Below are 12,309 nucleotides of genomic sequence, written 5' to 3'. Positions count from 1 at the left end.
TCCTTACTCGTGCTAATGGCTTTTTACCCGTGCTGCCGTTTTTTTAAACCTTTCTTTTCAAAACAATTAACGTAAAATCGTCATGAAGCTGAAAGTCCTGGAGTCTCAGCAGGCTGTCGTAAATATTTTTGACCATATCCTGCGCGGAGCAGTCCATATGTTCTTCCAGCATGCGCTGAATGTCGCTGCGTTCTAAGAAACCGTTTTCGGTACGGCATTCGGTGACGCCGTCAGAAAAAAGAACGATCATGTCTCCTTCGTCCATGTGCTGTTCATATTGGCTGTAATCAAAATCCTGAGAAATTCCCAGCACCAATCCTTTTGCCTCCAGATCATAAAACTTTTTTTCTTTTTCAGAGTAGTAGAAGCCCGGTTCATGCCCCGCAGAGGCATATGTAAATTGGTGATTTTCCGTATTGTAGTTTGCGTAAAACATGGTGATAAACATGCTTGAATCCACGTTCTGTTCTACAACGCGGTTAAGATTTTTCAGCACTTGGGAGGGGTGAATGCCGATCTCCGGAAGAGAGTCCATGGCATACTTGATCATCGACATGCACAATGCGGCGGGTATTCCTTTTCCGATGACATCGGCTATCGCGATGTTAATCGATTCCTTGTCTTTGACAAAGTGATAATAATCCCCGCTCATCTGTTTGGCGGGGACGCTGATCGCCCCGATATCCAGATCTTCTTCTTCAGGAATTTTTGTGCCAAGCAGCGTCTGCTGAACATTTGCGGCAATTTCAATTTCTGAACGAAGCTCCTGCTGGATATCTCTCAGACTTTGATGTTCCTGATAAGCCATCCCGTAGCCAATCATGACTTCTATTAAAAAATCCAGCGAATGAAAAACATCTTCCGGCAGATCCGGATACAGTTCCTTTACTACTTTTCGGTGGATACTGATAATCTCCTCCGGAGGAACCTGATGTTCAATCGTTTTTCGGCTGAATTTTTGGGCTTGATATAAAGATGTTTCTGTTAATTCGGCTATATATCGGCTAAGCAGCTGATGATACCGCTGCTCTATAACCTCCCTGAAATCCACGTTCTAACCTCCTACCGAAGCCATTTCACGGCTTGAATCTCTGTTCCTTCCTCTGCAACAGATTGCAGGCTGAATTCGTCCATCAGCCTTTTGACGCCCGGAAGTCCCGCTCCCAGTCCGCCTGACGTTGAAAAGCCGTCTTCCATCACTTTACGGATGTCGGGGATTCCGGGTCCTTTGTCTTCTGCTATAATTTTAAGGCCTTTTTTCCCTCTGTCGTTTACTTGTTCTATGCTGACCTGGCCTTTGCCTGCATATAAGTAAATGTTTCTGGCCAATTCTGAGATAGCCGTCGTGATTCTGGCCTGGTCCACCGTACCGAAGCCTAATTCCTTCGCAACGTTGCGGCCAAGCTGTCTGGCGGCTACGATATCCCATTCTGTCATGATTTTCACACAGGATTGGTCGTTCATCGCTATTCCCCCAATTCCCGCTTCAATGTCTCAAGCCCTTGCTCTAAATCGAGCGCCGTTTCAATTTCCTCAAGTGAGATTCCGAGTTCAATCAATGTGACCGCCACAGCCGGCTGAATTCCCGTCAATACGACCTTTGCGCCCATCAATTTAGACATGGTGATGACATCGCCGAGCACTTTCGCGATAAATGAATCGATCATGTCAACGGATGTCAGGTCAATGACGACCCCGTTTGCGCCGGTTTCATAGATTTTGTTCAGCAGATCTTCTTGAAAATGCAAAGCTGTCTGGTCGTCAAGTTCCCATTGGATGGATACCAATAAGCAGTTATACAGTTTCAGGATCGGGATTTTTGGATGTCTCACAATGTTATTCCCCCAATGAAACGATTTTTCGATTTGTCATTTCAAGCGCTGTTTGAATTCCTTTTTGAAGGGTATTCTTCGTAATAACCTGCGACAAATCAATTCCCAGATTAACGATCGTCTGCGCGATTTCCGGACGGATTCCGACGAGCAGGCATTTCGCGCCGACAAGCCGCACCGCTTCCGATGCCTGAATAATATGGTGCGCCACCATCGTATCAACGACCGGCACGCCCGTGATATCAATTAATACAACCTGTGAACGGTGCTTTACGACGCCGTTTAACAGATTTTCCATAATGTGCTTTGCACGCTCCGTATCAATCGTCCCGACAAGCGGCATGACCGTTACATGCTCAAATACCGGGATCAGCGGAGCCGACAATTCCTGAAGCGCGATTTTTTGCAAAGTAACCGTTTTTTCCCAGGAGATAGAATACTGATTTAAGATTTCCGTGTTGATCGGATTGAAAAAGCTGTCTATTTCCAAAATCAAATCTGCTCTGTCCTGATCGGCCATATTAAGGTCGACCATCGTTTCGTAAAGCAGTTTCCAAAACTCTGACAGGGTGGCTGAAAGAAGTTTCAGTGACAGGCCGAGCTGAACGGCGCGCAGTGCGAGTTCACTGATCTGCTCTTCCGTAGCCTCGTCATTTTTAGTCGATAATAAAAGAATGTCTATATAGTCTTTACAAATATTTTCACATATGTGATTCGTAAGCTGATAGTCTTCCTGATTGCCTACTTCTTTTAGTTTGGCTGTCCAAGTATCAAGCAGTTCATCATGCTGATCAATGATGAACTGATACACTTTCTGATTCGACATGGGTTTCACTGACCTCCCGACACAAAACAACAAATTTTGTTTGATTATCTCTTTATTATAGCGCTTATGTTTTTCGAAAACAAAAAAAGTTGCTCTATATGAGCAACCAAAATATGACTAAAAATCAATGAGTGCCAAACTGATTTGCAGGGCTTCATCAACCTTATCCATCATTTCATCATCCAGATGAGTTATTTTATCCGTTAATCTTTGCTTGTCAATCGTCCGAATTTGCTCCAGCAAAATAACGGAATCTCTTTCAAAACCGTAGCGTTTTGCATCAATTTCGACGTGGGTTGGTAATTTCGCTTTCTGTATTTGGGCTGTTATGGCTGCAACAATAGCAGTCGGGCTAAAGCGATTTCCGATATCATTCTGGATCACTAAAACCGGGCGTACGCCGCCTTGCTCTGAGCCAACAACAGGAGATAAATCAGCAAAATAAACATCGCCGCGCTTTACAATCAAAATGATTATCCTCCGCTGACTAAGCGCTCAACGGTCGTTTCTGCTTCGCACTCAGCATAGTGAGCCTCAGAAGAGATATTCAAGTTGATTTTCGCCATTTCCATATACCCGCGTCTCATCAAATCACGGTTATGGCGAGTTGTCCGTTCGCTGACATACGCTCTCACTGCTTGTGATATCAGTTCGTTTCTGCTTCGTTTCTCCCGCATCGCTACACCATCCAATTCAGCTACTAAGTTTTCGGGCAAGCTGATTTTCATTTCGGTTCTTGCGCTGGATTCAGACAAAAAACATACACCTCCACCAAACTTACGGATACGACCAATTCATCCATCCAGACATAATGATACCATTATTCAAACGTCAAGCAAAGCTGTTTTATAAATTCTCTTTTTCCGGATGACGGCTACTTGCTTGTATTATCTTGCAGTAAAGGATTTCTTACTTCCATTATACTCTCATTTTCCAAAAACATACGGGGAACGCGGGAACTAATGGTACAAGGGACCTCGTAATTAATCGTCCCAAGCCGCCCGGCGATTTCATCCATCGTGATCGTTTCTTCCTTCTGGCTGCCGATCAGGGTGACTTTGGTGCCCGGCGGATAAGATTGATCTAATTCGACCATCAATTGATCCATGCAGATTCTTCCCGCGATATTCATCCGTTTGCCGCCGATCAGCACAGACGTGCCGCTCAGCTTGCGGAGCCACCCGTCTGCATAGCCGATGGGAACCGTTCCGATCCATTGATCCTTCTCTGCCGTATATGTTGCGCCGTAGCTGACGCTTTCCCCTTTGCGGATCTTTTTCACATGGGATAAAACAGAGTGCAGCGCAAAAGCCGGCTTTAATTGAAACGGAATTTCGCTTTGGATGTCAGCAGAAGGACGAAGCCCGTACATACTGATGCCGAAACGAACCGCGTTAAAGAAGCCCTTTTTAAGACGAAGTCCGGCAGCGCTGTTCGCGCAGTGCACCATCAATTCTTTTAAAGGAAGCGGAGCGATCAATGTTTTAAAGCGGTCAAACTGGCAGAGGAAATAATCTCTGTTTTTCTCATCCGCGGTAGCAAAGTGGGTGAATACGCCTTTACAGACTAAACCGGGATTTTGGCTGAGGATTTTTAACACGCTTTGGATTTCTTCCTCCGTTTTGACTCCGAGTCTGTTCATGCCGGTGTCGACTTTCAGATGAAACGGCACTGTCGCACTCCCGAGGTGGCGCGCAGCTTCCTGAAGCCATTCAACAGAATACCCCGTGAGTGTTACGTCATACTCGGCAGCTGCTTGTACATATTCGGGCGGCACGGCGCCAAGCACGAGAATCGGCGCTGTAATGCCCCGCTTTCTCAATGAAATCGCTTCATCCAGTATGGCTACGGCAAGACAAGAGGCACCCGCTTCAAGCGCGGCTTTACCGGCTTCCAAATCTCCGTGTCCATAAGCGTTCGCCTTTACAACCGCCATGAGATGGACGTTTTCCCCGATGTGTTTTTTCATATGCGTGACATTTTCTTTAATCGCGGACAGGTTGATTTCCGCCCACGTTTCTCTGTAAAAGGATGCTGTGTCCATTCGATACACTTCCTAGCATTATTTTCAATTCATATTGTTATTATCATACTAAAATTATTCTGCAAAGTGAAATGGAATCAAAAAAGAGACCGACAGCGGCGGCCTCTTTTTTGACGTTATTTTGACGACTGTCCCTGCATGCTTTTGGCGGCGGCCACCATTTCATCTTTTGTCAGATCCTGTGATGACAGAAGATAATCCACTCCGTCATATGTCCACGTTAAAGACGTATCAGATAATGCCGCAACCGTGAAGCCGAGATTAACCGGTTCGCCTTTCAGCGTGACGGCAGAGGCGGCTTTTGCGATATGGGCTTTTTCTTGAATAAGGGTGAAAGATTTTTCTCCGCCGTAAGTCATGACGATCCGTTTGCCGTCCGCCGTTGAAATATCTTTCTCTTCAAGCTTTTTGACGCCGGCCGGCACTTGAAGCGGTGTTTTGACCGCAAATGAATCAGACGGCTTGGCGCTTGTGGCGACGTCCATCTGGGAAAGCGTCATATTTTTCTTCTCGTCAAAAGAGTCTTTATCAAACGGCTTGTTGAATTCAAAGCTTTTGAATTCGACTTTTACCATCACTTTCCGGTCTGTATCCATGACTTTGACGAGCGACGGGCTCATGTCCTTTTTGTTGAAAGTGATTTCCTGAGTCGGCAGCATTTTGTTGTGCTGATAGTTTGTTTTTGTTTCAAACGTGTACTTTTTATCTTTGGCGGAATAGACGGCGTCTTTGTCATGCTGCACGTCCTTTACAAGTGACTCAAACAAATATACTTGGCTGCTGTTATTCGGCCAGTCGCTTTGGAATCTGAAGCTCTTATTTAGAGACGGCGTGAGGACAAAGACTCCGTTGGCGTTCCGTAAAATGACTTGGTTTTGGTCTTTTTTCGGATTTTCCAGATAGACCCGGTACAGGGAAGGTTTTTTATGCCAGATTTCCACATTGTATACTTGCGGATCACTCCCCGTTTCGATGGTCATTTTGGCTTTCGCTTTGTACGAGGTGTATTCCTTCGCCTTCTTATCTAAACCGTTCACGATATCTTCCTGTGATTTTTGGCCGCAGGCCGAAAGAATAAGGACGGCAAGCAGTCCCGTTAAAAGCAAAACAAAGCTTTTTCTCACCTTTTTTCAACCCCTTCTTCTCAATTGATGTAAAGGGAAGAAATCGCTTGTTTGACTTTAACGGTACGCCCTGAACGGACGGACGCGTACCATAAAAGCCTCAAACAACTTGTCTCCCTTAATGCACTATCAAATATATGAAGGGGTTCCGGCTAATATGCAGACTAGCGTGACAACCTTTCAATCACGACCTGTGCCGCGGCGTATTCTTTTGTATGGGTAATGGAGACGTGAACCGCCGCGCCGTCAAGCTTGGCGCAGGCCAGCACAGGCTTTCCCGCTTTGTCGTTTCCAGTTTCAATATCCTGAAAGCTGAGCTCTTTGCCGATACCTGTGCCGTATGCTTTCGAAAAGGCTTCTTTTGCCGCAAATCTTCCCGCGAGAAATTCAATTTTCCTTTTGTCCGACAGCAATGTAAAACGGGCGTATTCAGCCTCCGTCAATATTCTTTGCGGAAATCTTGCCTGCCGGCTGAGCATGTTTTCAATTCTGTGCAGTTCAACGATGTCGATTCCGATTCCGAAAATCATGTGAATTCCTCCTAAAAGTCCGTACTAAAAAACGGTTTATGTCATAAACGTGTTACTATATATGTAACAAATCAGATGCAAAGGGGCTTGCGATGTTTATACGAACGGAAAATTTCCAGACTTTTATCAGACGTTATCCGGCCGTCAGCTGTATCTTGGCGCTGCAGGCGTTCTTGTGGCTGTTTTTCAGTATGCCGCTTCATTCCGTCATGATGTGGTCAGATGCTGTGACCGGCTATAATTACGGCGTTTCCTCGGGAGAATGGTGGCGGCTGGTGACACCGATGTTTTTACACGCGAATTTCACTCACCTTTTGTTTAACTCCATGTCTCTCTTTTTATTCGCGCCCCCGCTTGAGCAGATGCTCGGAAAAGTCCGTTTTCTGATTGTGTACATCGCATCGGGCATCATCGGCAATATCGGCACGTATCTTGCCGAACCGCTTGATTATGTGCATGTCGGCGCATCCGGCGCGATCTTCGGACTTTTCGGCGTGTATGTGTTTCTGACTGTTTTCCGCAAGGAGCTGATCGGCCGGGATCAGTCGAAAATGATTATGACCCTGCTTATCATCGCGGTGCTGTCGACGTTTATCAACTCTAATATTAACATTATGGCGCATTTGTTCGGACTGGCAGGCGGATTTTTGCTTTCCTTTTTATGCGTGCAGCAAAAAAAGCGGCGGTATTAACCGTCCGCTTTTTCATATGAATACCAGCGCCCGATGCGTTCGGCATCTTCCTCGCTGACATCCTTCAGCATGACATGCTCCATGTGGTGAGCTGATTTCACTGCGGTAGCCACAGATGCGAGCCGCCTTCTTTTTTGCAGAAAGGAGCGGCTGACTTCAAACATCTGCATTCTTCTTCTCAGCATAATCGTGGTCGTCTTCCCGACCAGCCTCGTGGTAATCTGAAGCCTGCCGCCGTTTATGCACCATGACGCTGTCCTAAACGAGGCATATCCAAGCACCAGTTCGACGGGAAGCACAAGGAGCGATGCATATCCCCACGGCTTAAACAGAATACAAAGCGGGATGATCACGAAAACCGAGAAGATTATGGATCGGAATAAATACCGGCGCAGCGCCCTTTTCGGCAAATGATTCCGGTTTTCTTCCAGCACGTAATCCGGTGTGAAACCGTTCAGCATCACTCCGAGCTTTGATTTGCGGATGATCGGAAACAGAATCGTCTGTGCTCCTTCTTTCTCATTCCCCGCACTGCCTGCGCTGACAATCGCCACCGTCGCGTATCCGAATAATTGCCTGATCACATTTTCTTTCATTTTAATGGCTTGGATTTTACGGAGCGGGATTGTCACTTGATGTTTTTCAATAATTCCTCTGGTAATGACCAATTCGTGTTCCTTTTTTTCTATTTTAAAGTTGGCATGCTTGATCATCATACCGGCGATGCTTAACAGCCAGGCGATGAACAATCCTATGAAAATGATCACGGCGTATATACCGATGCTCGCATGCTTGAGAAAAGAAAACCTGTCATAGAGCCAGTCCATCGGAAGTACTTCATCAATCTGAGAAAAGAGGGCGAATACCGCTGAGATGATGACACCGATTCCCCCGGATGTTGAGGCGGCCATAAGCAGCTCACCTACAGACAATCGGTAAACGGATTGCACATCTTCCCCGCGCATCGGCTCCTGCTCCGCTGCGGTCTCCCCTCGTTCTTCTTGTTCCGCTTTTTGCTGAAAAACAGCCGCTCTGATCCGTTCCGCCTCTTCCACAGTAATGGCGGATAAGACGGCCTCGGCGTTTTTCCCGTCGCCAGCCGTTTCGATTTGAAGCTTAACAAGCTTAAAAAGCTGCTGAATGATGCCGGCACTCGTATTCATTGATTGAATCCGGTCAATGGAGATGTATCTCTTTTTCGTAAAAAACAAGCCTTCTTCAATTCTGAATTCTCCGTCCTCAATCCGGTATGTGAATTTTCTCCACTCGATCACACTAGCCGTAATCAGCCAGATAAGCAGGACGGCGAGCGCAATGCCTCCGTAAAAGCGGATGAAGTGGTTGGAGTTTACAATATAGACGAGAAAAAATGGCAGAATAATGTTTTTAATGGTTTCGATAATAATATGGAATAAGTTCAAAATCACGGCCGCCGGGTGCAGACGTTTCGGCTCAGACATCATCTTCCGTCACCCTTGCCAGACGGGAAATGGAATCCCTCAGCCGGTCAGCTTCCTCCATATCAAGCGCCGGAATGGAATGAACGGTTGCCGCCGTAGAAATTTTGACTGAGGCCAGACGGTACCTTCTGAGGAGCGGGCCTTGTGAAGTATCTACGTGCTGCACCCTCACCATCGGCACAATGACCCGTTTGACAATAAAAATGCCGGATTGAATATCAATTTCATTTTCATGGACTTCATAGCGCCAGATCCTGTGCCTGATTTTCGGTATGGCATAGACGGATATCACTGAACCGAATATCCAAATGATGCCGAGGACTCCGGTGATCCAATACGGCCAATGGAAGAAATGGCTTAAAACAGCTGCTGCTATAACGGCCAGAAGACAGAAGGCGGACAGGATGATTTCCTGAAGACGCCAGACTTTTAAGCCGCTTGGACTGATTCGATTTTTTGGCTGTGCTCTCAACATACCTACCTCCCATTTTTTATCATACATACAAATACGGCTGATTTGCAAAAAAGATTCACTTTCCGGCATATCAAAAAAAAGCGGACCCCGTAAAAGGGTCCGCTTCCTGTGTTTTAGTATGATTTTTTCTGGCGTCTGTCACCTGAAGAACGGCGGTCGCTTGAGCGTTTTTTATCGTAGGAAGAACGGTTGTTGTTTTTCCCTTTGCCGCCGCGGTAGCCGCCGCCTTGGCCGTCTCTGCGCTTAGAAGTACGCTGGTTTTTATAGCGTTTGCTGACCATCGGCGCTTCATCAGTGAGGCGTACAGGCGTGCTGTCCGGCTCTTTTGTCGCCATTTTAATGGCTGCAGCCACAACTGTCACTGCATCATGATCTTCTAACAATTCCGCAGCTGCCGTCATGTAGAAGTTCAAGTTGTTTTCGCTGATCGCCGTGCGCAGACGGTCAACCGTCACCTGCTGCTGTCCTTCTAATGCTTCGTCAAGCGTCGGCTCTTTCATGCGGTCCATTTTGCGTTTTGTCGTTTGTTCAATCGCGCGAAGCATGCTTTTCTCACGCGGTGTGATAAACGTCATCGCCATACCCGTTTTTCCTGCACGGCCCGTTCTTCCGATACGGTGAACGTAGCTTTCAGGATCTTGAGGCACGTCAAAGTTATAAACGTGGGTAACGCCTGAGATATCAAGTCCGCGGGCGGCAACATCAGTCGCTACAAGCACTTCGATCGCACCTTCTTTAAATTTACGAAGCGCAACCATACGTTTCGCCTGCGTTAAGTCGCCGTGAATTCCTTCAGCCGCATATCCGCGAAGGTTCAGGGCTTCAGCAAGCTCATCGACACGGCGTTTCGTACGTCCGAATACGATCGCAAGTTCCGGAGACTGAATGTCAAGAAGACGAGTCAGGGTATCGAATTTTTTGCGCTCCTGCACTTCCAAGTAGAACTGCTGAATGTTGGACACAGTCATTTCTTTCGCTTTTACTTTTACGTGTTCCGGCTCAGTCATGAAACGCTCTGCGATCCGTTTGATCGGCGCAGGCATTGTTGCTGAGAATAAGAGCGTTTGGTGCTCGCTCGGCACGTTTGAGAGAATGGATTCAATATCATCAATGAATCCCATGTTCAGCATTTCATCAGCCTCATCCATAACAACCGTATTCACGTTGTTTAAACGGATCGTGCGGCGGTTGATATGGTCAAGAAGACGCCCCGGCGTACCTACGATGATATGCGGGTTTTTCTTCAATGCGCGGATCTGACGTCCGATATCCTGTCCGCCATAAATAGGCAGTACTTTCGCACGCTTATCTTGTCCGATTTTATATAACTCTTCAGATACTTGAATGGCTAATTCACGGGTTGGCGCGATTACGATTGCTTGAATATTAGGAGACTCGGGGTTCATTTTTTCAACAAGGGGTATACCAAACGCAGCTGTTTTACCTGTACCTGTTTGCGCTTGTCCAATGACGTCTTTATTTGAAAGTCCGAGCGGAATCGTTTGTGCCTGAATCGGCGTTGCTTCTTCAAATCCCATACGATTAATTGCCTTCATGAGATCAGAACTTAATTGAAAATCTTGAAACGTTATAGTCAAATTATTCAAACTCCTTCTAATTGCTGTTTCAGTAATGTCGTGATTTACCACTAAAAACTGTCCTTTCATTCAAAAGACAGGATCGTACGTATACAAAGCCCGAATTACTTTACGTTTAATCTTACCATTACAGTATGTGTTTTTCAATAAGGCGAGATGGTCAGGCGGCCGGAAGCGGCCTGACCGGATTCTTCCCGCGAATGATGCCGGCCCCCGCACCGTGCGGGTTTTCCCAGCCGGCGGGATTTCTTTTTCATACGGACAGAATTATTTCACCCTGAATTAGTTTCTTCATTTTTGATAATTTTATAATGCTGATCGGTATTTTTTCAGTTCTTCTCTAATAAATCTTTAACGATTTCTTCGAGCTTCATACCTCTTGATGCTTTAAACAGCAGGAGATCGCCGGAAGCGGCCATTTCCTGTATGGCGTGAAGCAGTTCTTTTTTGTCAAGATAATGGCTGACGCGCCCTTCTTCAAAATGCCGGCGCGCTCCGTCAGCGATGAATGCGCCGAGTGTGCCGTAAGTAAATACATGGTCGATTTCCGCCGGATTGACCGCAGCTCCGCATTCTTCGTGGAATGCTTTTTCTTCATCACCAAGTTCAAGCATATCACCGAGCACGAGCATTTTCTTCCGATAGCCTTTCATTGTTTCGATTAATTCGACCGCCGCTTTCATTGACGTCGGGCTCGCATTATACGCGTCGTTTACGATTGAGATGCCGTTTTCCGTTTTGACCAGTTCCAATCTCATACCCGTCACCTTCAGGCGGCTCAGTCCCAGAGCGGCATTTTCCGGCGTAATGCCGAAATAGATGCCGGCGGCGTATGAGGCCATAGCATTCATCACATTATGTCTGCCGAGAACCGGAATAAAGAAAGAACGGTCGATCCCGTCGATATTGAAGTACGTGCCTTCTTCCGCCTGTTTTATTTCTTTCAGGCGGAGATCATTGTCCGCGCCTGCGCCGTATGTCGTTGTCCGGCAAGTGTACGTCTTTTGGCGGAGCAGCGGCTCATCCCCGAAATAAAACAGAACGCCGTCTTCCCGAAGTCCGTTTATAATTTCAAGTTTCGCCTCCGCAATTCCTTCTCTTGAGCCTAAATCCTGCATGTGGGATTCGCCGATATTGGTAATGACGGCCGCTTCCGGTTCAGCAAGACGGCTCAGAAAATCAATTTCGCCTCTCGCGCTCATCCCCATTTCTAAAACGGCGATTTCTGTATCTTCAGGCATGGCAAGCACGGTCAGCGGCAGGCCGATATGATTGTTGAAATTGCCGGCGGTTTTGTGAACGCGGTACTGCGTGCCGAGAACGGCGTGAAGCATGTCTTTCGTTGTCGTTTTTCCGTTGCTCCCGGTCACCCCGATAACTCGTGTGCCGAGCTCTTCCAAATAAGCTTTTGCCAATGTCTGCAGCGCCTCCAGCGTGTCATCGACCAAGATGACAGCACGCTCCTCCGGCGGATTCGATTCGGAGCGTTCCCACAACACCGCGGAAACGCCTTTTTCGAATGCTTGCGGCACAAAGGTGTGGCCGTTAAAATGCTCGCCTTTTAAAGGAATGAACAGCTGATTTTTTTCCAAAGTCCGCGTATCCGTTGCGGCGCCCTCAATCATTGTTTGTTCAAATACGGGATTTGTCAGTGTGCCTTTGACCATGTCTGCGATTCGTTTTACAGTTCGCTTTATCAAAGGTGGCACCTCGCTTTCTGAAAATGTT

Annotated in this window: 14 protein-coding genes; 1 reads left to right on the top strand and 13 read right to left on the bottom strand. The window is 46.9% G+C overall.

Annotated elements, in window-relative coordinates; all coding sequences use genetic code 11:
- Positions 1–43: 43 nt before the first annotated feature.
- From AC1RRX_RS17100 to acpS, 9 genes are all read right to left on the bottom strand, one after another.
- Positions 44–1,051 carry a PP2C family protein-serine/threonine phosphatase gene (locus AC1RRX_RS17100; RefSeq protein ID WP_039252645.1) on the bottom strand — a complete coding sequence of 336 codons (1,008 nt, stop codon included), beginning with the start codon at positions 1,049–1,051 and terminating at the stop codon, positions 44–46.
- 11 nt (positions 1,052–1,062) lie between these two features.
- Positions 1,063–1,464 carry an anti-sigma regulatory factor gene (locus AC1RRX_RS17095; RefSeq protein WP_003156178.1) on the bottom strand — a complete coding sequence of 134 codons (402 nt, stop codon included), beginning with the start codon at positions 1,462–1,464 and terminating at the stop codon, positions 1,063–1,065.
- A 2-nt stretch (positions 1,465–1,466) separates the two neighbouring features.
- Positions 1,467–1,832, bottom strand: a complete 366-nt coding sequence (gene rsbS, locus AC1RRX_RS17090) for an RsbT antagonist protein RsbS (protein WP_003156180.1) — start codon at positions 1,830–1,832, stop codon at positions 1,467–1,469.
- Positions 1,833–1,836: 4 nt separating this feature from the next.
- A complete protein-coding gene (locus AC1RRX_RS17085) occupies positions 1,837–2,658 on the bottom strand; it encodes an STAS domain-containing protein (protein WP_003156182.1) in 822 nt (273 codons plus the stop codon).
- A gap of 117 nt (positions 2,659–2,775) precedes the next feature.
- Positions 2,776–3,126 (bottom strand): type II toxin-antitoxin system endoribonuclease NdoA, encoded by a 351-nt coding sequence (gene ndoA / locus AC1RRX_RS17080; RefSeq protein ID WP_003156187.1) that lies wholly within the window; start codon positions 3,124–3,126, stop codon positions 2,776–2,778.
- Between the two features lie 5 nt (positions 3,127–3,131).
- Entirely contained in the window at positions 3,132–3,413 is a 282-nt protein-coding gene (endB, locus tag AC1RRX_RS17075; protein ID WP_003156188.1) for a type II toxin-antitoxin system antitoxin EndoAI, read from the bottom strand.
- A 119-nt stretch (positions 3,414–3,532) separates the two neighbouring features.
- A complete protein-coding gene (gene alr / locus AC1RRX_RS17070) occupies positions 3,533–4,702 on the bottom strand; it encodes an alanine racemase (RefSeq protein ID WP_144464926.1) in 1,170 nt (389 codons plus the stop codon).
- 116 nt (positions 4,703–4,818) lie between these two features.
- Entirely contained in the window at positions 4,819–5,826 is a 1,008-nt protein-coding gene (locus tag AC1RRX_RS17065) for a LolA family protein (RefSeq protein ID WP_007410230.1), read from the bottom strand.
- 164 nt (positions 5,827–5,990) lie between these two features.
- Complete coding sequence (gene acpS / locus AC1RRX_RS17060) at positions 5,991–6,356, bottom strand: holo-ACP synthase (protein ID WP_007410229.1); 366 nt, start codon at positions 6,354–6,356, stop codon at positions 5,991–5,993.
- A 92-nt stretch (positions 6,357–6,448) separates the two neighbouring features.
- On the opposite strand from acpS, the gene AC1RRX_RS17055 reads away from it, so the two are divergent.
- The gene (locus AC1RRX_RS17055; RefSeq protein ID WP_003156193.1) at positions 6,449–7,048 is read left to right on the top strand and encodes a rhomboid family intramembrane serine protease; all 600 of its coding nucleotides are present in this window, start codon (positions 6,449–6,451) and stop codon (positions 7,046–7,048) included.
- On the opposite strand, the gene AC1RRX_RS17050 is transcribed toward AC1RRX_RS17055, so the two are convergent.
- From AC1RRX_RS17050 to AC1RRX_RS17035, 4 genes are all read right to left on the bottom strand, one after another.
- Positions 7,045–8,511: a PH domain-containing protein gene (locus AC1RRX_RS17050; RefSeq protein ID WP_031378638.1), complete on the bottom strand. Its 1,467-nt coding sequence runs from the start codon at positions 8,509–8,511 to the stop codon at positions 7,045–7,047. The genes AC1RRX_RS17055 and AC1RRX_RS17050 overlap by 4 nt on opposite strands.
- Positions 8,501–8,980 carry a PH domain-containing protein gene (locus AC1RRX_RS17045; RefSeq protein WP_007410226.1) on the bottom strand — a complete coding sequence of 160 codons (480 nt, stop codon included), beginning with the start codon at positions 8,978–8,980 and terminating at the stop codon, positions 8,501–8,503. The genes AC1RRX_RS17050 and AC1RRX_RS17045 overlap by 11 nt, the downstream gene beginning before the upstream one ends.
- A gap of 116 nt (positions 8,981–9,096) precedes the next feature.
- Positions 9,097–10,581, bottom strand: a complete 1,485-nt coding sequence (gene cshA / locus AC1RRX_RS17040) for a degradosome RNA helicase CshA (RefSeq protein WP_020953895.1) — start codon at positions 10,579–10,581, stop codon at positions 9,097–9,099.
- 329 nt (positions 10,582–10,910) lie between these two features.
- Entirely contained in the window at positions 10,911–12,281 is a 1,371-nt protein-coding gene (locus tag AC1RRX_RS17035; RefSeq protein WP_094032118.1) for a UDP-N-acetylmuramoyl-tripeptide--D-alanyl-D-alanine ligase, read from the bottom strand.
- Between the last annotated feature and the right edge of the window lie 28 nt (positions 12,282–12,309).

It is taken from the genome of Bacillus sp. GW821-FHT11D08, assembly GCF_058808515.1.
The sequence above is the reverse complement of the archived record's forward strand: the minus strand, read 5'-3'. Positions and strand labels throughout refer to the sequence as shown.

Bases quoted from the DNA above. Each gene is read 5' to 3' on its own strand.
- AC1RRX_RS17095 (WP_003156178.1), bottom strand. From the start codon at position 1,464: ATGAACGACCAATCCTGTGTGAAAATCATGACAGAATGGGATATCGTA.
- AC1RRX_RS17085 (WP_003156182.1), bottom strand. From the start codon at position 2,658: ATGTCGAATCAGAAAGTGTATCAGTTCATCATTGATCAGCATGATGAA.
- alr (WP_144464926.1), bottom strand. From the start codon at position 4,702: ATGGACACAGCATCCTTTTACAGAGAAACGTGGGCGGAAATCAACCTG.
- acpS (WP_007410229.1), bottom strand. From the start codon at position 6,356: ATGATTTTCGGAATCGGAATCGACATCGTTGAACTGCACAGAATTGAA.
- AC1RRX_RS17055 (WP_003156193.1), top strand. From the start codon at position 6,449: ATGTTTATACGAACGGAAAATTTCCAGACTTTTATCAGACGTTATCCG.
- AC1RRX_RS17050 (WP_031378638.1), bottom strand. From the start codon at position 8,511: ATGATGTCTGAGCCGAAACGTCTGCACCCGGCGGCCGTGATTTTGAAC.